Origin of the sequence: Roseomonas sp. E05, assembly GCF_030063475.1 — a bacterium.
Lineage (GTDB): Bacteria > Pseudomonadota > Alphaproteobacteria > Acetobacterales > Acetobacteraceae > Pseudoroseomonas.
Genome location: NZ_JASIRT010000032.1, coordinates 17768 through 39951, shown reverse-complemented (window position 1 = coordinate 39951; position 22184 = coordinate 17768). Strand labels below are relative to the sequence as shown.

Here is a 22184-nt window from a genome sequence, read left to right as displayed (position 1 = left end):
GCGCGCATCGCCACCCGCCGATCCGGGAAGGGCGCTGCAACGCTGGCGGGAGAGGACATGCCCCGTCAGGAATCTCTGCACGTAGAGCTGGCGCTCGTTCCGTATGGGTGACCGAGAGGTGAGCCAATATTTCCCGGTTGCGCTGGCGCGGGGCTCTCACCATCTCCGCATGCTCTTCGCAGGCCTGGGCGAGCGCGCTCGGATCGGCCGCACCAGAGGCATGGACGGGAAAGCTCAGCCGGTCATGCAGGTGGATCGATTCCGTCAGACAGGGATTGCCGCAGAGGCCGAACAGGGCGCGGTGAAATGCCCTGTTCTCACAATGGATGCGGGTCGGGTCTCTGCTGCGTGCGGCGGCGCGATTCCGGAAGGGCCGAGCTCTGCCAGCGGGGCCTGTTACCTGCCCATGGCGATTGGCAGCCTGCCCATGGAATCCCTGCCCTGCCCGGCGGATGCGCCCGGACCCGTCCTGGTGGCGCTGCCCTTCAAGGAGGAGCCCGACCTCATCACCCCGGCCAACGGCACCGCCTTCGGGCGGGCCTGCGGCATCTGGGCCGGAAGCTTCAAGCGGGCCTGGCGCATCGGCCGTGCGCTTGAGGCAGGCTCGGTCCGGATCAACGCCCACAGGCAGTCCGTCACCACCACGCCCTTCGGTGGCTTCAAGAACAGCGGCATCGGGCATGAGAAGGGCATCAGTGGCCCCTGCCTCTACGCACAGGTGAAAAGCATGGATTCCGGTCTGCACGAACAGCCCATGTCAGTGGCGCGGTGACCGCCATGGCCAGGAAGGACACCGCCGCTGTCCCGGTGAAGGGCAGCCGGATCATGGTCATCGGCGGCGCGAGCCTCGTCGGCTCCGCCACGGCCGAGGCGCTGCTGGCCCGCGGCGCCGCCGAGGTCACCATCTTCGACAATCTCTCCTTCGGTGGAGAGGGCAACATCGCGCATCTGCGCGGCGATCCGCGCGTGAAGGTGGTGCAGGGCGACATCGTCAAGCTGCACGAACTTCTGCGGGCCACCGGGGGGCTGGACGGCATCGTCCATCTCGCCGCCTACATGACGCTGAACTTCGACCGCGATCCCTGGGGCGGTATCGACGTCAACATCCGTGGCGTGCAGAACGTGCTGGAGGCCTGCCGCGCCAACAGGGTGCGCAAGCTGATCTTCTCCTCCTCGAATGCCGTCTACGGCTATGGACCGGGCGTCAAGGGCGGGCTGGTGGAGGAGACGCCCTTCCATGCCGCCGGCGCGCCGCCCGCTGCCATCCTTTATGGCGCCTCCAAGATCATCGGCGAGCAGCTCTGCCGCGACGCGCATCGCAAGCATGGACAGGACTACATCGTGCTGCGCTACTCCACCGTCTATGGCGAGCGGCAGCACTACCGTGCGGCCAATGCGCTCTACATCGTGGAGACGCATGATGCGATCAGGCGCGGCGAACGGCCGAAGGTCATCGGCGACGGCAGCGAGACCAAGCATTTCGTCTATGTCGGCGACCTCGCCCGGGCGAACTGCATGGCGCTGGAATCGACCAGCACCGACATCGCCGTGAACACCTCCGGCCCCAGGCCGGTGACGACGCTGGAACTGGTGACGATGGTGGCCGAGCTCTCCGGCCGGCCCGACCTGAAGCCCGAAATGGTGGAGCCCGACCCCGGCAAGGTGCGGCTGACCTCCGGCGGCGCCTTCGAGATCGTGCACCGTGCCGCAAAGGAGGCGATCGGCTGGGAGCCCGAGGTGGAGATGCGCGAGGGCCTGCGCCGTCTGCTCGCCTGGCGCGACGCGGCGGCGCCAAAGCCCGCCGGGTAGCACTGCCAGACGCCGGGCGGCTACCGGGCCGGAGGAATCCCGCCATAGGTGGTCAGGTGCGCGCCGGCCAGCCAACCCGCATCGATCGGCAGATTGATGCCGGTGATGGCGGAAGCGTCGTCCGAGAGCAGGAAGGCCACGCCGGCGCCGATTTCCTCCGGCTCCACCAGCCGGCCGAGCGGCGCGGCCTCGGCCAGCAGGCGCGGGTCGCGCAATCCGCGCTCGATCGCGGCGCGCAGGGGAGGCGTGGCCACGTAACCCGGCGAGACCGCGTTGACCCGCACGCCCGAACGGCCCCATTCCGCAGCCAGGCAGGCCGCCATGTGCACCACCGCCGCCTTGGAGGGCGCATAGGCGTGCAGCGGTGCCGTGCGCGTGGCGGTCACGGAGCCGGTGACGACGATGCCGCCCTTGCCGCGCGGCGCCATGCGCCGGCCGGCCGCGACACAGGAGACATAGACGCCGCGCAGATTGACGGCGATCACGCGGTCGAACTCCTGTAGCGGCAGCCTCTCCGGGGGCGCGCCCGGCTGGATCAGGCCGGCATTCGCCACCAGCGCCTCCACCGGGCCGAGCCTGGCCTCGATGTCCTCGAAGGCCGCCTCGGTGGCACGTTCGTCCGTCACGTCGAGGGCGATGGCTTCGGCGCCGATCCGCGCTGCGGCCTCCCGCGCCGGAGCCTCGTTGATGTCGGCGATGACGACGCGCCAGCCGCGCTCTGCCAACACTCCGGCCGTGGCGAGCCCGATGCCGCTCGCCCCGCCCGTCACCAGCGCGATGCGGCCGCGCCCTTCATCCCGTGCCATTGCGATCCCTCCCTCAGACGGCCAGATAGCGCTGCATGACGGCATCATTGCCGCGCAGCGCGTCGATGGTGTCGCTGTAGACGACCTGCCCCTTGTCGATCACCGTCGCATGCGTGGCGATGCCCAGGCAGAAATGCATGTTCTGCTCGGCCAGCAGGATGGTCACGCCCATGCCGCGCAGGGTGCGGATGAGATCGCCGATGGCGCGCACGACGATGGGCGCCAGCCCCTCGCTGGGCTCATCCAGCAGCAGGATGTCGGGGTTCCCCATCAGCGTGCGGGCGATGGTGAGCATCTGCTGCTCGCCGCCCGAGAGGCGGCCGGCCATGCGGTGCCGCATGCCCGCGAGAACGGGGAAGAGCTCGTAGATCCGCGCCGCCGTCCAGTGGCGGTCGCCACGCGGGCCGGGCTTGGCGCCGACGATGAGATTGTCCTCCACCGTGTGCTCGGGAAAGACCTGCCGGTCCTCGGGCACGTAGCCGATCCCGGCGCGGGCGACGAGATAGGGCGGTTTGCCGGAGAGGGTCTGGCCGGAGAGGGCGATATGCCCGCGCCGCGGCGGGGCGATACCGGCGATCGCCTTGAAGGTCGTGCTCTTGCCGGCGCCGTTGCGGCCGAGCAGCGCCAGGGTCTGCCCGCGCTCGACCGCCAGGTCGATGCCGAACAGGATCTGGCTGGCGCCGTAGAAGACGTCCGTGTCGTGGATCTGCAGGATGGGCGCGGCCATGCTCACGCCTCCTCCGCCAGGGCCAGATGGTGGTCGGTGCCGAGATAGGCGTCGATCACCTCCTGGTTGCGCCGGATCTCCTCCGGCGTGCCCTGGGCGAGCACGGCGCCATATTTCAGCACCTGCACGACCTGGGCGTATTTGAAGACGATGTCCATGTCATGCTCGATGAAGATCATGGTGAGGCGCTTCGCCTGCCAGAGGTGGTGCACCTTTTCGATCATGCGCCAGCGCTCGTCCGGACCCATGCCGGCGGTGGGCTCGTCCAGCAGCAGCACCTTCGGTTCCATGGCCAGCGCCAGGCCGATGTCGAGCAGCTTCTGATCGCCATGCGAGAGGCTGCTGGACATCACATCGGCCTTGCCGGCGAGGCCCAGCAGTTCGAGCAGTTCCTCGGCCTTCGCGCGGCTGCCATCCAGCGGAAACCGCCGGAGCAGCGACCAGGAACGGCGCTGATGGGCCGTGACGGCGGCGATCATCGCCTCCCGCGCCGTCAGGCTCGGGAAGAGCGAGGCGACCTGGAAGGCGCGTGCCATGCCGCGGCGCGCGATCTCCAGGCTGGACAGGCCCACCACATCCCGCCCCTCGAAGACGACGCGCCCCGAATCCGGCCGCAGATGGCCTGAAACCAGGTTGAAGAACGTGGTCTTGCCCGCGCCGTTCGGACCGATGATCGCGGTCAGGGAGCCGGCGGGGAAGCCGAGGGAGACGTCGCGTGTGGCCGCGACACCGCCGAAGGATTTGCAGAGATGCTCGATCTGCAACATCGCCTCACCCCGCCGCCTTGGTCTTGACCGGCTCGGGCGTGGCTGGCGCAGGCGGCACGGTGGCCCGGCGCTCGGCCAGCCATGCCGCGGCGAAATCGGCGACGCCACGCCGCAGCCCCAGCACGATGAGCAGGATGACGACGCCCAGCACCAGCCCGTGGTGATGCGTGTAGATGGTGACGTAATGGTTCAGCAGTTGCAGCAGGAAGGCGCCGGCGACCGGGCCGAGGAACACCTGCGTGCCGCCGAGCATGATCATGAAGATCGCCTCGCCGGAGGTGGTCCAGAAGCCGAACTCGGGAAAGGCGCCGGAGACGAAGAGCGCCATGATGATGCCGGCCATGCTGGCCATGGCCCCGGCCAGCACGAAGATGCCGAGCTTCATCCGCACCACGTTCACGCCGAGGAAGTTGGCGCGGGCCGGGTTGTCGCGGATCATGCGCAGCGTATAGCCGAAGGGCGACTGCCAGACCTGCCGCATGACCAGCAGGCAGAGGACGAAGATCACCGCGGCGAAAGCATAGAGCGTGTGCGCCTCGCCGAGATCGATGCCCAGGAAGGGCGGGCGCGGAATGCCGCCGCGCAGCCCCTGGTCGCCGCCGGTCAGGTCCACCCAGGTCAGGATGATGCTGTGGATGAACATCTGGAAGGCCAGCGTGATGAAGGAGAAGTAGATCTCCTTCAGCCGCACGCAGATGGCGCCGATCACCAGCGCCAGCAATGCCGTGCCGCCCACCGCCGCCAGCATGGCGAGCGGGATCGACACTGCGCCCGACTGCATCAGCAGCCCGAAGACATAGGCCCCGGAGGCGAAATAGGCGGCATGGCCGAAGGAGACGAGGCCGGTCAGCCCGACCAGCAGGTTCAGCGACATCGCCAGGAGACCGTAGGCGATGACGTAGATCAGGAAGTCCCGCAGCGAGGGCTGCGGAAAGACCATGGGCAGCGCCAGGAGCAGCAGCAGGCCCAGCATGGCGACCAGGAGGTCGCGCATCAGCCCGGCGCGCATCTCAGGTGGCCCTCGCGCCGAACAGGCCAGAGGGCCGCAGGACCAGCACCAGCCCCATCAGGGCGAACATCAGCCCGTCCACGAAGAGCGGGAAGCCGATGGCGCCGAAGGCCCGCGTCAGCCCGATCAGGAGCGCCGCCGCCAGTGCGCCGGGGATCGAGCCCATGCCGCCGATGACGGTGACGATGAAGCTCTCGATCAGCACCGAGAGCCCCATGCCGGGCGTCAGCGAGCGCACGGGCGCGGCCAGCGCACCGGCGGTACCTGCCAGCATGCAGCCCAGGCCGAACACGCCTGCATAGAGCAGGGTGGTGTTGATGCCGAGGGCGCCGACCATCTGCGGGTTGATGGCCAGCGCACGGATGACCTTGCCCAGCCGCGTCCGGTTGATGCCGAGCCAGAGCAGCAGGCCGATGCCGAGCGACATGCCGAGCATGAAGATGTAGTAGCCGGGGATGAACCCGCCCGCGATCTCGACCGGCGCCGTGGCGAAGCTCTCGGGCATGCCCATCAGCTTGTACTCGGCGCCGAAGAGGATCTTCACCAGGTCATCGAAGATCAGGATGGCGGCGTAGCAGACCAGCAGCTGCATCAGCAGGTCCCGGCCATAGACCTTGCTCATGAAGAAGCGTTCGAACAGGACCCCGATGATGCCGGCGCCCGCCGCGCCGGCAACCAGCGCCGCCAGGAAGCTGCCCGTCTGCTCGAAGCACAGGAAGGCGAAGTAGGCGCCCAGCATGTAGAAGGCGCCATGGGCGAAGTTGATCACGCCCAGAACGCCGAAGATGAGTGACAGGCCGGAGGCGACGAGGAAGAGCAGCATGCCCACGATCAGCCCGGTCGAGACCTGGGTGACGGCGCAGGAGGCGGTCGCGAAGCAGCTGGCGAGGACGTCGAGATTCATGGCGGATATCCCCTTGCGGCGTCCGGCTCAGGCGTAGCCCTTCTGCTTCTTCCACTGCGCCTCCATCTCCAGCACCTGGCTCCACTCCACCGGCACGAAGCCCTCGACGAAAGGCGCCTTGGGCACGGTGCGCCCCCAGGCGGTGGGATAGCCGATCAGCGTGTGGTCGCTGTCGCGCAGCGTCAGCCTGCCGCTGACCGCGAGAGGGGATTCGATCTCCATGCCCTTCAGCTCGGCCGCCAGCGCCGCGCCCTCGGTGCGCCCGTTGGTGCGCTTCAGCGCCTCCGCGATGAACTGGGCGGCAACGTAGTTCTGCCAGGCCCAGTTGGTGGGCTCGTGCTTCGCCAGGTTGGCGAAGCCATCAGCGAAGGCCGTGTTGGAGGCCTTGTCCGGGTAGTTGCGGTTGTAGCGGTAGGCCGTATGCAGCCCGGGCGGCAGCTGCTTGATCGCCGTCAGCACCGGCGGATCGCCCAGCGAGGAGGAGAACAGCGTGATGTTGCCGAAGATGCGGTAGAGGTTGCTCTGCTCGATGAAGCTCACCAGGTCGCCGCCCCAGAGGGCCGAGTACATGGCCTGCGGCCGCACCTGCAGCGCCTTGGTGATGTTCTCGGTGTAGTCGGGCGCGAAGAGCCGCGGCCAGACCTGGTCCACCACCTCGATGGAGGGATCGAACATCTTCGCGAATTCGAGGAATTCGGCGGTGTTGTCGCGCCCATAGGCATAGTCGGGCGAGCAGGTCATCCAGCGCTTCAGGCCGCGCTGCTTCGAGATGGCGGAGGCATAGACCCCGCCGGCCACCGCGTCATGGACGCCCTGCCGGGCGCAGCGGAAGGCGGTCTTCACATGCAGCTTCGGGTCCGCCGTCAGCGAGGAGGTTTCCGAATTGGTGTGAATGCACAGCACCGGCAGGTCGCGGATCACCTCGTGCACCGCAAAGCCGCCGGACGAGGCCTCGCCATCGATGATGATCTCGCAACCATCATTGTTGATCAGGTCGCGCGTGACCTTGGCGGCCTCGTCGGGGCGGCCCTTGGAATCGCGCTCCACCAGTTCCAGCCTGCGCCCCCCCAGGCCGCCCGCCTCGTTGATGCGGCTGAAGGCGTATTGCACGGCGGTGCGGCTGGAGGTGCCGAGAATGGCGACGCGGCCCGACAGGATCGTCGGCATGCCGACGCGGATCACCTTGGCCTGCGCGCCCGCGACATGCGGCCGGGCCAGCATGGCCACGCCCGCCGCGGCAGCGCCCAGCACGGTGCGGCGCTGCAGCGTCATGGGCCGCCCGGCCTGTGTGTTCTCGGTCATGCGTCCTTACCTCCCCTTCGGGCGCGGGCGGAATGCCACCCGCGCCGGAGCAGCCCTGTTTTCCCAGGGCCATTACTCGAAGTTGGGCAAGTTCGTGACAATAAGTCAACGAGCAATCCTGTAAAAATGAAATAGAACTTTGGTTATTTCTTTAACGGCAAAATAGAAAGCGCTCCCATCCGGCTTGGCCCGGACGGGGGGAGGACAGGCTCGGGGAGATGCGACGCTGGATGCTACCAGGCGCCGCGCAGCGTCTCCGCGGCAAGCGCCAGCACGCCGGGCACCGGCCCGATGGCCTTGTCCATGGTCAGGATGCCGTGGAACTGATCCGCCAAGTGCAGAGCCGTGACACGGACATTCTCGCGCTCCAGCCGGGCGGCGTAGAGCTGGCCCTCGCTGCACAGCGGGTCATGCCCGCAGGTCAGCACGAAGGCCGGCGCCACGCCGGCCAGGCTCTGCGCCCGCAGCGGCGAAGCCTGCCAGGCCGTGCGGTCCATGGGCGGTGGCATGTAATGGTCGATGAACCAGCGCATGGTCGCCGCCGTGAGCGGCAGGCCCTGGGTGATGCGCTCGTAGCTCTCCCCCGTCATGGCGAGGTCCACGGCGGGGTAGAGCAGCATCTGGAAGGCAACCGGCGGCACCGCGCCGTCACGCGCCATCAGCGCGAGCACGGCGGCGAGATTGCCGCCGGCGCTGTCACCGCCCACAGCCAGCCGCGCGGGATCGATGCCGAGCGCCATGGCTTCCGCCCGCAGCCAGCGCAGCGCCGCCGCGCAGTCCTCCAGCGCGGCGGGGTAGCGGTGCTCCGGCGCCAGGCGATAATCCACCGCGACGACGCAGGCGCCCAGCAGCCGCGCCAACCGGCGACAGACCCAGTCATGCGTCTCCAGGCTGCCCAGGACCCAGCCGCCGCCATGCAGGTAGAGCAGGCAGGGCAGGCCCTCGCGAGGCACCTCCGCGCCGCGGTAGAGGCGCAGCGGCACGGCGCCCGCCAGCCCTGGCGCCTCTAGCGGCCGTACCTCCGGCAGGAGATCGCCCGGGGTCTGCAATGCGCGGGCGCGCGCCGCATGGGCCTGCCGGGCTTCCGCCGGACTCAGGGCTTCGAAAGGCTGGCTGCCGGCTTCCTGCGCCTGGCGCAGCAGATTCAGCACGTGCGGATGGATCGCGGGCAAGGAGGAACTCCCCTCGTCGGCAAGGATGGCGCCCGGTGGCCGCACCGGGCGGGATCGGGCGAAGGCCGGCGCGCCTCAGGGGCTGCGCCGGAAGCCCTCATACCCCTTGTCCGCCACCTCGCGGCAGATGCGCGCGTAGTTGGCCATGCCGCCGGCATAGGGCATGAAGACGCGCGGCTTGCCCGGAACATTGGCGCCCAGATACCAGGAGGAGCTGGCCATCGGCAGCAATGTGGCATTGGCTGCGTCATTCACATGGGCCACCCAGCTTTCCGCCGCCGCCGGATCGGCCTCGATCCGTGCCAGTCCCTGCGCCCGCATCGTCCGGATGCACTCCGTGATCCATTCCACATGCTGCTCGATGGCAACGGGCATGTTGGTCAGCACGGAAGGGCTGCCGGGACCGGTGATGGTGAACAGGTTGGGGAAGCCCGCCACCTGCAGGCCGAGATAGCTGCGTGGCCCCGCGGCCCAACTGTCCTTCAGCGTCTGCCCCTCCCGCCCGCGGATGTCCAGGGCCAGCAGCGGGCCGGTCATCGCGTCGAAGCCCGTGGCGAAGACGATGATGTCCAACGGATACTCGGCATCCTGCGTGCGGATGCCGTTCGAGGTGATCTTGACGATCGGCGAGGCCTTGATGTCCACCAGCGTGACGTTGCTGCGGTTGAAGGTCTCGAAATAGTCCGTGTCGATCGGCGGGCGCTTGGTGGCGAAGGGATGATCCTTCGGTGTCAGCATCTCCGCCACCGCCGGGTCCTTGACGATGCTGCGGATCTTGGCACGGATGAAGTCGGAGGCCGTGTCATTGGCCGCCTTGTCCGTCAGCAGGTCGCGGAAGGTGGCGCGGAAGCGCAGCCCTCCGCGCTCCCAGGCGGCTTCGTAGCGGGCGAGCCGCTCCTCCGGCGCCAGGTCGAGCGCCGAATGCTCGGAAATATCGAAGGGATGGCCGTTGATGGAAGACCGCCCCTTCTCGCGGATGGCAGCATAATCGGACTTGATGGCCTTCAGTTCCTCCGCGCTCATCGGACCGTTGCGCGCGGGAATGCTGTAGTTGGCGGTGCGCTGGAACACCGTCAGATGGGCGGCCTTCCCGGCGATCACCGGCGCGGCCTGGATGCCGGTCGAGCCGGTGCCGATCAGGCCCACGCGCTGGCCGGTGAAATCGACATCCTCATGCGGCCAGCGGCCGGTATGGTACCAGCGGCCCCGGAAGCTCTCCAGGCCGGGGATTTTGGGAATGTTCGCCGCCGAGAGGCAGCCCACCGCCGTGATCAGGAAGCGCGCCGAGAAGCGCTCCCCGCCTTCGGTGGTGACATGCCAGAGATTGGCGGCCTCGTCGTATGCGGCCGCTGCGACGCGCGTGTTGAACCGGATGTCGCGCCGCAGATCGAACCGGTCGGCGACATGGCCGAGATAGCGGCGGATCTCGCCATGCTGCGGATAGCGCTCGGTCCAGTTCCACTCCTGCTGCAGCTCGTCCGAAAAGGAATAGCTGTAGTAGTAGCTTTCGGAATCGCAGCGCGCGCCGGGATAGCGGTTCCAGTACCAGGTGCCGCCGACATCCTCGCCGGCCTCCAGCACCCGGACCGACAGGCCGAGCCGATCGCGCAGGCACAGGAGCTGGTAAAGGCCGGCAAAGCCCGCCCCGATGACCAGGGCATCGAATTCCGCGCCCGCAGGCTGCGCCGCTTCATTGGCCTTGGTGTGCATGCTGGCAGTCATGAGACGCCGCTCTCCCCATCCTGTTCTGTTTTCATGGACGCGTGGCGCCATGCGGAGCCCGTTTCCCGGGGCTTGGCCGATGTTTCGGAAAGGCTATGGGCTTGCCCTGGCCCATTCAATTTCCAAAGATGCCAAGCTGGTGTGAACGCATGTCACAGGTACGGATATGGACCGCCTGGGGGAAATGCTCGTTTTCGTGCGCGCCGTGGAGGATGGCAGCTTCTCCGCGGCCGGGCGCAGCCTCTCGCTCAGTCCCTCGGCGGTGAGCAAGATGATCGCACGGGTAGAGAACAGGCTCGGCGTGGTGCTGTTCAACCGCTCGCTCCGCAACCTGACGCTGACACCGGAGGGCGAGGCCTTCTACCCCGCGGCCCGCCAGGCCATCGAGGCGGTGGAAGAGGCCGAGGCCGCGGCCTTCGGCGGTGTTGCACTGCGGGATGTGCTTCGGGTGCGCTCCATGCCCACCTTCGCCATCCATCAGCTGGCGCCGCTGGTGCCGGCCTTCCGCCGCCAGCACCCGGGGCTGCGGCTGGAGTTCATCCTCGGCAACGAGGCCGGCAATCTGCTGGAAGGCGGTGTCGACGTCGCGCTCTACATCGGCGAGCTGCCCGATTCATCGCTCATCGCGCGCCGCATCACGATCATGCGCTGGATCATCTGCGCCGCTCCGGCCTACCTGGCCGAGCATGGCGCGCCATCCAGCCCGGCGGACCTCGCGGATCATGAATGCCTCAACTTCAACAAGCGCATGCCCTGGAGCACCTGGACCTTCCGCGACAGCGAGCATTCGGTGCGCCGCATCCGCGCCAGCGGCAGCGTGACGGCGAACCAGGGGCAGATGCTGATGGCGCTGGCCCTCGCCGGCGTCGGCATCGCCCGGCTGGCGGAGTTTCAGATCGCCGGGGACCTGGCCGCGGGACGTCTGGTCCGCCTCTTCCCCGAGCATGAGAGCAAGATGGAGGAAAGCATCTACGCCGTGCACCAGAGCAAGCGGCATGTCAGCCAGCGCGTGCGCGTGTTCCTCGATTTCCTGGAGACCTCCTTCTCCCGCCCGGCGACCTGAGGCGAGATCGGTCCTCAGGCCGCGTTTGCCCGCTGCGCCAGAGCAGATCCCGTTCCGATGGCATCATCGGAACGGGTGAAGATGCTCGTCAAAATGCTCTAGCGCGGCGGGAGGCCGAGGAAGGCCGACTGCATGCGTTGGATGCGCGATTTTCCGGTCAGACGGTCCAGCAATTCCTCCGGGGCGAGCATTCCGGCCAGGGATTGCGGCGAGGCGCCTTCCTGCAGCCGCCGCATCGTCTCCCAGGCCGCCTGGATCGCCGCCATGACGGGCTGGTGCCCGCGCAGTGCGACCCGCACGCCGCGCGCGGCAAGATAATCGGCATCGGCCAGTTCCGGCGGCAGGCCGCCGAGAATCAGCGGGACCCGCGCGGCGGCGCTGATGGCGTCCAGCTGCTCATGGCTATGGATGCCGGTGAAGAACATGGCGTCGATGCCGGTCTCCTGATAGGCGGTCAGGCGCGCGATGGCATTGTCCAGCCCGGTCACGGCGGGAGCGCTGGTGCGGCCGATCACCGCCAGTCCCGCGTCCTGGCGCGCATCCAGCGCGGCGCGCAGCTTGCCAATGCCCTCCTCGACGGAAATCAGGCGGGTTTCCGATGCGCCGAAGGGTTGCGGCAGCAGCGTGTCCTCGATGGTCAGCGCGGCGACGCCGGCGGTCTCCAGTTCCTCCACGGTGCGCCGCACGTTCAGGGCATTGCCATAGCCGTGGTCGGCATCGACCAGCAGCGGCAGGGCGCCGGCGCGGCAGATGCGGTGTGCCTGCCCGGCGAACTCGGAAAGCGTCAGCAGCACGATGTCCGGCGCGCCGAGCACCACGAGCGCGGCGACGGAGCCCGCGAACATGCCGAGTTCGCAGCCCAGCTCCTCCGCCATGCAGGCGGAGAGCGGGTCATAGACCGAGGCGGGGTGCACGCAACGGTCGCCGGCAAGAATGGCGCGGAAGGCCGCGCGGCGGCCGGTGCAGTTCATGAGGCGACTCCCTGCTGAACGGAAGGCTGAGGATCAGTATTCGTCGGCGAAGGGGCTCATCAGCGGGAAGGCGCTGTGGGTGCGCGCCGGATAGACCGGATCGGCCTTGCAGACGTGGCTGCGGTTGATCTCCTTCAGCGTCCGAGCGCCCAGCAGGCCGAGGCACTCCACGAGCTCGGTCTCCAGCAGCTCCAGCACGCCGGTGATGCCGGCGGCACCCGCGGCCGCCAGGCCATAGCAGTAAGCCCGCCCGATGCCCACCATGTCAGCCCCGAGGGCCAGTGCCTTGACGATGTCGGTGCCACGGCTGAAGCCGCCGTCGATGACGACGGTGGCACGGCCGTTCACCGCCTCCACCACCTCCGGCAGGACCTCGATCGCGCCGAGCGCATGGTCGAGCTGCCGCCCGCCGTGGTTGGACACATAGACCACCTGGACGCCTTCCTCGACGCAGAGCGCCGCATCCTCGGCCGTGCCGATGCCCTTCAGGACCAACGGCACGTCGAACCTGTCACGGAGGCGGCGGACGTCGTTCCAGTTGAAGGCTGCCTGATAGCGCATCGTGTCCAGGCCGCCCTTGGCGCGCCAGGGCTTGGCGAAGCGCCTGGCGATGTCGCGCTCGCGCCGGCTGTAGACCGCGCTGTCCACGGTGAGGCAGAAGGCGTCATAGCCGCAATCCATCGCCTTGCGAACCTGCTCGTCCACCCAGCTCGCATCGCCGCGCGCATAGAGCTGGAAGATCTTGATGCCCTTTGCCGCCTCGGCGACGTCCTGCATGCTGCTGTCCGCGACCGAGCTGAGCATGAACGGCACCCCGAAGGCGCCGGCCGCCCGGGCCACCATCATCCCGCCGCCGGGGCAGAGTGACTCCAGCCCTCCGACCGGCGCGAGCAGCAGTGGCAGGCGCGCCGGCTTGCCGAGCAGGCTGCGCGAGGGATCGATCGTGGACATGTCGCGCAGCACCCGTGGCCGCAGGGCCAGCTTGTCCAGGCCGAGGCGGTTGCGCAGCAGCGTGGTCTCCGTGGCGGTGCCGCCGACCACATAATCCCACATGTTGCCGTCGAGCTTCTGGTGCGCGGCCCTGACGTATTCGTGCAGCGTCAGGTATTCACCCTCGGTCTGGCTCACGGCCATGGCGGCGGTCTCCTCTCTCTGTCCGCGTGGCGTCCCTGGCGGTCAGGCTTTCGGCCACGGCCCGGTGCTGCGCCATTGCCACGCAGCCGGGATTGGGGACGCGCTGCAGGCCGCGTGGTGGAGCATGCCGGTTCGTCCTCCCTGTCCCGCGGTTCGAGCGAGCCTTGCATGGTCTCGAGCTTGTTCCCGCTCGCCTTGCTTCCATTGAACGGAAGCGACTTTCCGGACAAACCCGGCCGTCGTCAATCGGGGAGCGCATGGGGAGGATGGCGTGACCGGGCCGTCACGGCATGCGGCAGCGCAGCATGCCGTGACGCCGCCGCATGGCGCGTGCCCGGCACGAAAGGGCGTGCGGCGGCGTCCTCAGATCGGAAGCTGCCTGCCTGCCGGCCTTCGCCGGCCTGCCTTCAGAGCTTCATGATCCGGCCATGGTACAGGCTTCCGAAAGATCCTCCCGGCAAGGCCGAGGCTGTCGGCTGGCTTTGGCGTCAGCCGAGCACCGGCGCCTTCCTGATCCGACCGATGACCTCCTCGAAGAAGCCGATCCTGCCTTCCCAGACGAGGTCGCTCAGGTTGCGGTTTATCATTGCCCATGCCGGCAGCGCTTGAAACTCCTTCTACGGCAGGCGGCCGCTGGCCTGCATGGTCAGCGGCTCCGGCATCAGCACGGCCATCCGCTCCGCCTCAAACCGCGTGCCGGCCGTCACGCCGATCACCGGCGGCACGTTGCCCAGCCCGCGCCGCAGCCAGGCCTCTCCCGGCAAGCCCGTCAGGTGCAGTGCCGCTGGAAGGCACGAATGGCGGGCCAGGCCTCGTCATCCGGTCGGAAACCCCGGCTCAGGCGGCCCGTTGAGTTTGCGTCTGCACTGAAGGAACTTCTATGGCCGCTTCACGAACCATGACCGCCGTCGCAGTTTCGGCTGCTGCCCTGAGTGCGGTCGCTCTCCAGGTTCGTGCAAATGCCAAGCGGGCTGAGCGGGAACACCCACCGACTGGCAAATTCGTCGAGGCAGGGGGTGTTCGGCTTCATTACCTGGAGGCGGGTCTGGGTGGGCCGCCGGTCGTGCTGCTGCACGGGAACGCCGTCCAGGCCGAGGACTACGTCGCCAGCGGTGTGCTCGGCCGCGCCGCACAGCGGCACCGGGTCGTTGCCTTTGACCGGCCGGGTTACGGGTACAGCGACCGGCCACGCGACCGGCCGTGGACGGCCGAGGCCCAGGCTGCCGTCTTTGTGGAAGCCTTCGCCCGCCTCGGGATCAAGCGTCCGATCGTGGTTGGTCACTCCTGGGGCACGCTGGTGGCCATGGCCTTGGCGCTCAATCATCCGGAGGCCGTGGGCGGCCTCGTCCTGCTGTCAGGCTACTACTTCCCGACTGCGCGGGCAGACGTTCCGCTGTTCTCGCCGCCGGCGATCCCGGTGCTCGGCGACGCCATTCGCTACACGGTCGGGCCGCTGGTCGGGCGTCTCATCGCGCCGAAAATGATCCGGACGATGTTTGCGCCTGCCCCCGTACCGCCAGCCTTCACCGAGGCGGTGCCGATCCCGATGATGCTGCGGCCGTGGCAGGTCAAGGCAAGCGCCGAGGACGCTGCGGCGATGATACCGGGGGCGGCGGGCTTCCAGCGGCGATATGGCGCGTTGAGCCATCTGCCGATCGCCATCCTGGCCGGTGCGGAGGATATGATCGTGGATGTCGGGCGGCAGTCAGCGCGTCTGCATCAAGCACTGCCCGGAAGCCAGCTGCAGGTGCTTCCGGGCCTGGGGCATATGATCCACCATGGTGCGCCGGACCTGGTCGTGGGGGCCATCGAAAGCGTCGCGGCGCCAGGAAGGCCGCGTCCTGCTTCTGAATCGGCCTCGGATGTTCCCGCAGCCAAAGCGATGCCTGGGCAGGTTTGAAGGAGCGGCTCGTCTTGGCTGAGCGGGGCGACGGCCGGGAGCGCCAGGGCTCATTCCCCTCCTTGTCGCCCGTGGCGCCTTTCCATGGCTGCTGTCGAGCAGCAGTTCGGCAGGAACCATCGTGCTGGGTAGCCTCCAGGCCTCCGGCTGAGCCAATCCTCGGCTTTCGTGGGTCTGGTCGAGTGGCCGCGGAACAGAGCCATGCCGCCCGACTGCTGGATACCGCGCGGCAAGCGGCAGCCGATTGAGGGCGGATTGCGGGATGGTGGACCCAACGCGGGCGCTGACCGGAGAGGGGAAACTGATCCCCGCTGAGATTTGGCGGAAGGGAACTCTGCGAAGTCCGTGGTGAGTCCGCCTTTCTGCCGCCCGAGGGCCTGCTGCTAAAGAGCCGCCCCATGAGAGGCTCTCAACGGAACAGCCCTCACATCCGGGTCGGTCGCACAGCTTACTAGGCGCCATGGCATATTCGGCGTAGTGTGGCGCCATGACTCCCCACAAGAACGATACCTTCAACGACCGGCTTGCCACGGCAGCCAAGGCGAAGGAGGCCATGCTGGAGCGCTTTCGCGCTCGTCCGGGGCCGAACGATCCGGTTCTGCTGGAGCAACAGGCCGCTCGGAAGGCGACCGCCGAGGCCCGCGACGCGCGCAACGCGGCGCGCAGGATCGTCCGTGAAGCGGAGGCGGCACAGTTGGCGGCGGAGAAGGTTGCCGCAGCCGAGCAGCAGAAGGCCTTGGCCGCTGCACAGGCCGCAGAGGCAGAGGCTGCCGCCCAACGCGCTGCTGCCCTGCCAGCTCAGCAGAAGGCCGCGCGTGACGCCCGTTACGCTGCCCGCCAGGCCCGCCGCCGCTAAGCGTTGCCCGCACCGTTGAACCGGACGGTGCGACACAAGCTGCACACGGGCCGGCCTGTTTTGCAGAGCCGGCTCAGCTTGCCGGCCCCCTGCCCGCTCAGCAGAAGCCCCAGCTGCCGCCGTGTCCGTGAGGACAGCCGGCGTGCTTCCTGTCCTGTCGACTTGGAGGCATTGGCAGCGCGGATCAAGGCAATCATCTCCGATCCCCCAGGCAGCTGAAGGTCTGCAACCCATCCGATGCGGCGGAGGCTTCCGCCGCGCGGCATGTCCGCTTTTGAGAGCACGCACTGAGCAGCGCGCTGGGCGCTTTCCCTCCCTGCCGCGGTGGCTTTCCCCCGCACGCGCCCGATCCGGCGACCGCCGCTGCCCGACACCATGGCAGCGGTGTCTATTTTGCCCCTTTCGTGACGAGCTGAACGCCCCTGGCCGCGACGGCGGCCAGATGGTCCCGCACCCCGGCCAGTTCGGGACGGCGGCTGCGGTGTCCTCGTCCATGGAGAGGCCGCGGTTCATCTCGATCTGCAGGCTGTGGATGCCCTGATCGGGCGCCCCCGGCAGCCGCTTTGAGGTTGTCCGGCCCGCGTGATGGTTCCATGGTGGCAATCCTTAAAGCTGGGCTTGGCTGCCGATCACCGCCGTGGCGAGGCTGGCAAGATGGCGGCCTACAACCCGCTGCCCTTCAAGCAGGCGAGCCGGAGACCGCGGGCGGTGACCCTGCCCGGGCTGATCCTGACCATCACGGCGCAGCGGCAGATCGCGGCCGGACTGACGGCCGGGACGATGAAAGATGGCCGAACCCGCATCCCACCTGCCGCCCCGCCCGCTCGGGCGCACCGGTATCCCGGTCTCCTGCATCGGCTTCGGCACCGCGCCGCTGGGAGACTTGTACGCCCGGCTGGATGATCGCACGGCGATCGATGCCGTGGCCACCGCCATCACCCCGGGCGTGACGCTGCTGGACACCTCCCCACTCTACGGCCATGGGCTGTCGGAGCATCGCTGCGGCACGGCGCTGCGCATCGCCGGGCGGGAGGGGGTGGTGCTGCCCACCAAGGTCGGGCGCTGGATGGAGCCACGCCAGGGCCGTGGCGACGGCTCGAACTTTGCCGGCGGCCTGCCGCACCGGGCGGTGGTGGACTATTCCCGTGGCGGCACGCTGCGCAGCGTCGAGCAGTCCCTGCTGCGCCTGGGCACCGACCGGATCGATGTGCTGCTGATCATGACGTGGACCGCTGCACCCACGGCGACCTGATGGAGCAGCGCTTCCGCGAGGCGATGGAGGGGGCCTATCCCGCCCTGCACCGCCTGCGAAGGGGTGAAGGCCATCGTTCCCGCAAGCGCCGCTGGACGCCAGAGCGCACAGGGTCAGCGCCACCCCAGTGCCGGGGCGACGTGCTTCAGGATGCCCTCGATGACGTGGGCGCAGTAGTCGACGCCGAGCTGGTTCGGGACGGTCAGGAGGAGGGTGTCCGCCTCGGCGATCGCCTCGTCGGCGCGGAGCTGCCCGACCAGCGCCTCAGGCTCGGCGGCATAGCCGCGGCCGAAGATGGCGCGGGTCTTCTCGTCGAGGAAGCCGACCTGGTCCTGCTCCTTGCCGCCCCGGCCGAAATAGGTGCGGTCGCGCTCGTCGAGCAGGGGGAAGATGCTGCGGCTGACCGAGACGCGGGGGGAGCGGGCATGGCCGGCTTCCTGCCAGGCCGCGCGGTAGGCGCGGATCTGGGCGGCCTGCTGGATGTGGAAGGGCTCGCCGGTCTCGTCGTCCTTCAGGGTGGAACTCTGCAGGTTCATGCCTTGCTGCGCCGCCCAGACCGCGGTGGCATTGGAGCCGGAGCCCCACCAGATGCGCTCGCGCAGGCCCTCCGAATGGGGTTCGAGGCGCAGCAGGCCCGGCGGGTTGGGGAACATCGGGCGCGGGTTCGGCTGGGCGAAGCCATGGCCGCGCAGCACCTCCAGAAAGACCCTGGCGTGGCGGCGGCCCATCTCCGCGTCGGTCTCACCCTCGGCCGGGGCGTAGCCGAAATGGCGCCAGCCATCGATCACCTGCTCGGGCGAGCCACGGCTGAGACCAAGCTGGAGGCGGCCGCCGCTGATGAGGTCGGCGGCGCTGGCATCCTCGGCCATGTAGAGCGGATTCTCGTAGCGCATGTCGATGACCGCCGTACCGAGTTCGATGCGGCGGGTCTTCGCACCCATGGCGGCGAGGAGGGGGAAGGGGGAGGCGAGCTGGCGGGCGAAGTGGTGGACACGGACATAGGCGCCGTCCGCGCCCAGTTCCTCCGCCGCGACGGCAAGGTCGATGGATTGCCGCAGGGCGTCGGCGGCGGAGCGGGTGCTGGAACCGGGTGAAGGCGTCCAGTGGCCGAAGGAGAGGAAGCCAATTTTCTTCATGGTGGGCGTGTTCCAGAGGGGCGGGATGCGACCCGCCGGGAAGAGTGGGGCGGCCCCGGCTGTGACCCACGGGACCTTTGCACAAGAAAATGGGGCCTGCCTCGCACCACTTCCTATCACCGGAGCCAATGATGGTCATATCCAGGGCCCGCGAACTCGCCCTGCGCGCCCCCTCTGGCCCACAACCCCATGCTCCCCGCCCAAGCCGCATGAGCCTCTCAACAGAGCAAGAGCCCGTCGTAAGCTCGCCCGCGGCAAGCCCAAGGGACAGCCGGGCCAGACGATCTCTCCCAAGCCCGTCTCATCGCCGAGCGTGCAAAGGAGGTCTCACAACCGGACAGTTAGTCCGCCAGTGCCTCCAGCACGGTCGAGCGATCGACAAGACGGGCCTGAAGGCTCAGCAAAGGAATGTCTCCCTGGCGGATCCGGGCGACTTCCGTATGCGGCAGCGAAGGCACGCCTGGGATCTTGTCGAAGCGGGCGCAGCGGGTCCGGTCATCCCAATCCGGCTCCAGGATAGTCCAGGATACGCAGTGGCCGGGGCAGCAGACGACGGCGCCGGGAAGCGGGACGAGCCCGCCCGCCGTGAAGGCCCCCAGTGACCAGCTGCTGCCGAAGAGCCCGTCGAGGGCTTCCACGACCTCCTGGCAGGCCATGTCGGGGAGCAGCCGCAGGTACCCTCGGGGCGCCGCATCCCTCTTCCGGGCTGCGGCACCGAGCAGCAATTCGGCGGCGGTGGCAGCCAAAAGGGGCGGATAGCGGCCCGGCGCGCCGTCCAGGTCCTCCGGAATCAGGCATGGCTTGGTGCGCTTCCCCATTCCAAGCGCGCGCTTGAAGCCCCTGATCTTTTCCATGGAGGGCGCCACCGGAAAGCCCATTCCCGGCTTCTCGGGTACGCCCGCCTGGGCGGCGTCGGCGTCGAGTTGCAGTTCTGCCTGGCCGACGGGACGCCAACCATCCGCGATCTGGTTCAGGATGACCTCATCGATGGTGTCGAGATCAAGGGTCGGGCCCTCGGCGTGCCAGACCCGCTCCACTGGCGGCGCATCTGCGCCCATCCCCTCCAGCAGCCTGGCCTGGCAAAAAAGGACCCAGTCGCCCTCTGGGCCAATGATCAGCCGCCGTTCACCGGACGGATCCCGCAGGGGCAGGAGGGCGACCTGCCGCAGCGGGGCGCCGAGCAAGAGGCGTAGACCAGACGCCATATCGTAGAGAGAGGCATCGCGCCGGAAGGGAGTATGGCTGGGCAGCTCGTGGTAGGCCTGCCACCGGATGCGACCTTCGCCCTGTCGCCTGAGAGACGCCTTCCAGGCTTGCGCCCATGCCTCCGCCGATCTCTCGGGTAAGCTGCGATAGCCGTGGCCGAAATGCTCGACCTGGGCCAGATTGAGACCGGCCTCCTGCAAGCTTGGATCGGCCTTGAGCCGATGCATTGCCAACCAGGCCAGGAAGCGTTCCCCGCGGACCGGGCTGGCCCGGTTCACATCCCCCACCATGCGCCATCCCCCGATGCGCTTTGGGCCACCCTACCTGGGGCAGATTGGCTTTGGGAATGTTGCAGGAGCTCCGTTCACGCACCCTTGGCCCGGCTTCCGGCAGAGAGGACGTGGATGCCGCACCGCTGAGCGGACCTTGCGGGCCGGCAGCCGAGATCAGCGACACTGCGCCCTCCTCCAGCCCTCGCTTGCCATTCACGATACCCCCGCATGCCGAAAAAGCTTCCCGCTCCGGCGTCAGTCAGGAGTTGTGGGCAGCATGGCCCGAGCCATCCGTTCGCCTCGTCGGGGCGAATGACCGAAGGTACGCTTGAAGGCATGGCCGAAGGCACTTTGGGAGGCGTAACCAACCCGGGCCGCCACGCCTGCAGCATCTGCTCCTTGCCGGTCCAACAGGCGGCGCGCCAGCGCCATACGCCAATGGGTCAGGTAATCGAGCGGCGGGCGGCCAACCCGGCGTGTGAAGAGGGACGCAAAGGCCGAACGCGACATGCCGATCCGCGCTGCCAACGCCTCGACCGTCCAAGGAAAGGCGATGTCGCTGTGCATCAGGCGGAGAGCCTGCCCGATCCGACGATCTGCCAGCGCGCCGATCCAGCCGCTGCTCGCCTCGCCATGATCGGCAACATAGGCGCGGATCGCTTCCACGAGCAGAATGTCAGCGAGCCGCATCGTAACGAGTGCGCTGCCAAGCCCTGGCTGCCCTGCCTCGGCGTCCAAGAGATCCAGCGTCCGTGTGACAGCAGACGCGGACGGCGCTCCTCTGGCAGCATGCATGAAGCGGGGCAGCGCATCGAGCAGGAAACCGGCTTCCTCGCCCGCGAAGGCGATACCCCCGCCAAGCATGACGGTTTCATCTCCTCCCAGGCGGACGGTGTCCTGGTCGGGCGTCGAATAAGTGGCCATGCCGTCGGCCGCCGTGACCTCCGGGTCGCTCGCCACCGTGTAGGCCGTGTCGCCAACCAGGAAGACATCGCCTGCGGCCAGCGCCCGCGGCGGCTGGCCTGGCAGCAGGATCCAGCATCCTCCGCGCAGAACCGCCACGAACTTCAGCCGCGCCTGTGCCGGAAAGGCCAGCGCCCAGTCGCCCGCGGCCTCTAGTCGTGTGCGGCGGATGCTCCGGGCGCCCAGCACGGTCAGCACCTCGGACAGGAGATCGGGGGCATTCCTGGACGGTGACGACAAGATCATGGCGCCTGGAGCATAGATCATCCTGCGGTCGGTCCATAACCTGACTGCCAGAGGAGGCCGCGGCATGAACATTGAAAAGGTCATCGTGATCACGGGCGCGGGCAGCGGCATCGGCCGGGCCACCGCGAAGTTGTTGGCCTCGCGCGGAGCCAGGGTCGTGCTGGGCGGCCGGCGTGAGGCCCCGCTTGCGGCTGTGGCCCGCGAGGTCGAGCAGGCAGGGAGCCAGGCCCTCTACAAGCCGACCGATGTCACGCGGCGCGGGGACCTGGAGGCGCTGATAGGGTTGGCCTGCGACCGCCTCGGCCGCCTCGATGTCCTCGTCAACAATGCGGGCATCGGCCCCATCTCGCGTTTCGACGCGCTGAAGGTCGCCGACTGGGACGCGATGATCGATGTCAACATCAAGGGCGTCCTCTACGGCATTGCCGCCGCACTTCCCGTCTTCCAGCGGCAGGGAAGCGGTCACATTGTCAATGTCATCTCGACGGCTGGGCTGAAGATCGTGCCGACCATGGGCGTCTATGCCGCCACCAAGAACGCAGTCCGGACGATCACGGAGGCCCTGCGGCAGGAGGCAGGGCCGGGCCTGCGTGTCACCGAGATCTCGCCCGGCATGGTTTCCACCGACTTCGCGGCGTCCATGACCGATGCGGCGGTGAAGGCGGCCATCCAGAAGCGGTCATCCGCCATCGCGATCCCGCCCGAGGCCATCGCGCGCGGCATCGCCTTCGCGCTTGAGCAGCCTCCCGAGGTGGACGTCGGCAGCATCGTGATCCGCCCGACGGCGCAGGATTGAGAAGCATGGATGGCTGCACGTCGGGACTGAGATTTGCCGTCGCTCGATAATCGCCCGAAGGCAGCACTTCCGCTTCTGGCCGGCTTCTGCCGTTCCGCTTCGCGTCCATGTTGGTCATCTGTTCTCCGTGTCCGACTCTCCGAAAGTGGCTTCGGCTCGCAGGCCTTCAAA

The 22184-nt window shown here is 68.3% G+C and carries 21 protein-coding genes and 1 pseudogene; 7 read left to right on the top strand and 15 right to left on the bottom strand.

Translation table 11 applies throughout. From position 1 onward, the window contains the following. Window positions 1–157: 157 nt before the first annotated feature. A pseudogene (locus tag QMO56_RS27020) lies at window positions 158–328 on the bottom strand (FCD domain-containing protein); the annotation flags it as partial. Here QMO56_RS27020 and QMO56_RS22015 point away from each other — a divergent pair. Both QMO56_RS22015 and QMO56_RS22010 read left to right on the top strand, forming a co-directional pair. Beyond that, on the top strand, window positions 245–772 hold the full coding sequence (locus QMO56_RS22015) for an aldehyde dehydrogenase family protein (protein WP_408906544.1): 528 nt from the start codon (window positions 245–247) through the stop codon (window positions 770–772). The pseudogene QMO56_RS27020 and the gene QMO56_RS22015 sit on opposite strands and share 84 nt — an antisense overlap. A gap of 5 nt (window positions 773–777) precedes the next feature. Continuing rightward, window positions 778–1809 carry an NAD(P)-dependent oxidoreductase gene (locus QMO56_RS22010; protein WP_283529383.1) on the top strand — a complete coding sequence of 344 codons (1032 nt, stop codon included), beginning with the start codon at window positions 778–780 and terminating at the stop codon, window positions 1807–1809. A 20-nt stretch (window positions 1810–1829) separates the two neighbouring features. On the opposite strand, the gene QMO56_RS22005 is transcribed toward QMO56_RS22010, so the two are convergent. The 8 genes from QMO56_RS22005 to QMO56_RS21970 form a co-directional block, all read right to left on the bottom strand. Then, complete coding sequence (locus QMO56_RS22005; RefSeq protein ID WP_283529382.1) at window positions 1830–2615, bottom strand: SDR family NAD(P)-dependent oxidoreductase; 786 nt, start codon at window positions 2613–2615, stop codon at window positions 1830–1832. 13 nt (window positions 2616–2628) lie between these two features. Next, complete coding sequence (locus tag QMO56_RS22000) at window positions 2629–3342, bottom strand: ABC transporter ATP-binding protein (RefSeq protein WP_283529381.1); 714 nt, start codon at window positions 3340–3342, stop codon at window positions 2629–2631. Between the two features lie 2 nt (window positions 3343–3344). Then, the gene (locus tag QMO56_RS21995) at window positions 3345–4109 is read right to left on the bottom strand and encodes an ABC transporter ATP-binding protein (RefSeq protein WP_283529380.1); all 765 of its coding nucleotides are present in this window, start codon (window positions 4107–4109) and stop codon (window positions 3345–3347) included. Window positions 4110–4113: 4 nt separating this feature from the next. Then, window positions 4114–5103 carry a branched-chain amino acid ABC transporter permease gene (locus QMO56_RS21990; RefSeq protein WP_283529379.1) on the bottom strand — a complete coding sequence of 330 codons (990 nt, stop codon included), beginning with the start codon at window positions 5101–5103 and terminating at the stop codon, window positions 4114–4116. A gap of 16 nt (window positions 5104–5119) precedes the next feature. Beyond that, window positions 5120–6022 (bottom strand): branched-chain amino acid ABC transporter permease, encoded by a 903-nt coding sequence (locus QMO56_RS21985; RefSeq protein ID WP_283529378.1) that lies wholly within the window; start codon window positions 6020–6022, stop codon window positions 5120–5122. Window positions 6023–6049: 27 nt separating this feature from the next. Further along, window positions 6050–7324, bottom strand: coding sequence for an ABC transporter substrate-binding protein (locus tag QMO56_RS21980; protein WP_283529377.1), 1275 nt, complete (start codon window positions 7322–7324; stop codon window positions 6050–6052). Window positions 7325–7557: 233 nt separating this feature from the next. Then, window positions 7558–8496, bottom strand: coding sequence for an alpha/beta hydrolase (locus QMO56_RS21975; RefSeq protein ID WP_283529375.1), 939 nt, complete (start codon window positions 8494–8496; stop codon window positions 7558–7560). A gap of 75 nt (window positions 8497–8571) precedes the next feature. Continuing rightward, window positions 8572–10218 (bottom strand): NAD(P)/FAD-dependent oxidoreductase, encoded by a 1647-nt coding sequence (locus QMO56_RS21970; protein WP_283529374.1) that lies wholly within the window; start codon window positions 10216–10218, stop codon window positions 8572–8574. Between the two features lie 184 nt (window positions 10219–10402). Between QMO56_RS21970 and QMO56_RS21965 the strand changes: the two genes are divergently transcribed. Further along, complete coding sequence (locus QMO56_RS21965) at window positions 10403–11281, top strand: LysR family transcriptional regulator (RefSeq protein WP_283529373.1); 879 nt, start codon at window positions 10403–10405, stop codon at window positions 11279–11281. A gap of 98 nt (window positions 11282–11379) precedes the next feature. Here the strand turns inward: QMO56_RS21965 and QMO56_RS21960 are convergent, their stop codons facing one another. The 3 genes from QMO56_RS21960 to QMO56_RS21950 all read right to left on the bottom strand — a co-directional run bounded on the left by QMO56_RS21960 (window position 11380) and on the right by QMO56_RS21950 (window position 14150). Beyond that, on the bottom strand, window positions 11380–12252 hold the full coding sequence (locus tag QMO56_RS21960) for an oxaloacetate decarboxylase (protein ID WP_283529372.1): 873 nt from the start codon (window positions 12250–12252) through the stop codon (window positions 11380–11382). A 33-nt stretch (window positions 12253–12285) separates the two neighbouring features. Further along, window positions 12286–13386, bottom strand: a complete 1101-nt coding sequence (locus QMO56_RS21955) for an alpha-hydroxy acid oxidase (protein WP_283529371.1) — start codon at window positions 13384–13386, stop codon at window positions 12286–12288. Between the two features lie 617 nt (window positions 13387–14003). Beyond that, on the bottom strand, window positions 14004–14150 hold the full coding sequence (locus QMO56_RS21950; RefSeq protein ID WP_283529370.1) for a hypothetical protein: 147 nt from the start codon (window positions 14148–14150) through the stop codon (window positions 14004–14006). 116 nt (window positions 14151–14266) lie between these two features. Here QMO56_RS21950 and QMO56_RS21945 point away from each other — a divergent pair, with 116 nt between their 5' ends. From QMO56_RS21945 to QMO56_RS21935, 3 genes are all read left to right on the top strand, one after another. Further along, on the top strand, window positions 14267–15286 hold the full coding sequence (locus QMO56_RS21945) for an alpha/beta fold hydrolase (RefSeq protein WP_283529369.1): 1020 nt from the start codon (window positions 14267–14269) through the stop codon (window positions 15284–15286). Between the two features lie 487 nt (window positions 15287–15773). Beyond that, a complete protein-coding gene (locus QMO56_RS21940) occupies window positions 15774–16142 on the top strand; it encodes a DUF6481 family protein (protein WP_283529367.1) in 369 nt (122 codons plus the stop codon). A 787-nt stretch (window positions 16143–16929) separates the two neighbouring features. Next, a complete protein-coding gene (locus QMO56_RS21935; RefSeq protein WP_283529366.1) occupies window positions 16930–17394 on the top strand; it encodes an aldo/keto reductase in 465 nt (154 codons plus the stop codon). 113 nt (window positions 17395–17507) lie between these two features. On the opposite strand, the gene QMO56_RS21930 is transcribed toward QMO56_RS21935, so the two are convergent. From QMO56_RS21930 to QMO56_RS21920, 3 genes are all read right to left on the bottom strand, one after another. Then, the gene (locus tag QMO56_RS21930; RefSeq protein ID WP_283529365.1) at window positions 17508–18530 is read right to left on the bottom strand and encodes an LLM class flavin-dependent oxidoreductase; all 1023 of its coding nucleotides are present in this window, start codon (window positions 18528–18530) and stop codon (window positions 17508–17510) included. A gap of 341 nt (window positions 18531–18871) precedes the next feature. Then, the gene (locus QMO56_RS21925) at window positions 18872–20026 is read right to left on the bottom strand and encodes a hypothetical protein (RefSeq protein ID WP_283529364.1); all 1155 of its coding nucleotides are present in this window, start codon (window positions 20024–20026) and stop codon (window positions 18872–18874) included. Window positions 20027–20263: 237 nt separating this feature from the next. Continuing rightward, a complete protein-coding gene (locus QMO56_RS21920) occupies window positions 20264–21238 on the bottom strand; it encodes an AraC family transcriptional regulator (protein ID WP_283529363.1) in 975 nt (324 codons plus the stop codon). 43 nt (window positions 21239–21281) lie between these two features. On the opposite strand from QMO56_RS21920, the gene QMO56_RS21915 reads away from it, so the two are divergent. After that, window positions 21282–22013 (top strand): SDR family oxidoreductase, encoded by a 732-nt coding sequence (locus QMO56_RS21915; protein ID WP_283529362.1) that lies wholly within the window; start codon window positions 21282–21284, stop codon window positions 22011–22013. Window positions 22014–22184 lie beyond the last annotated feature (171 nt).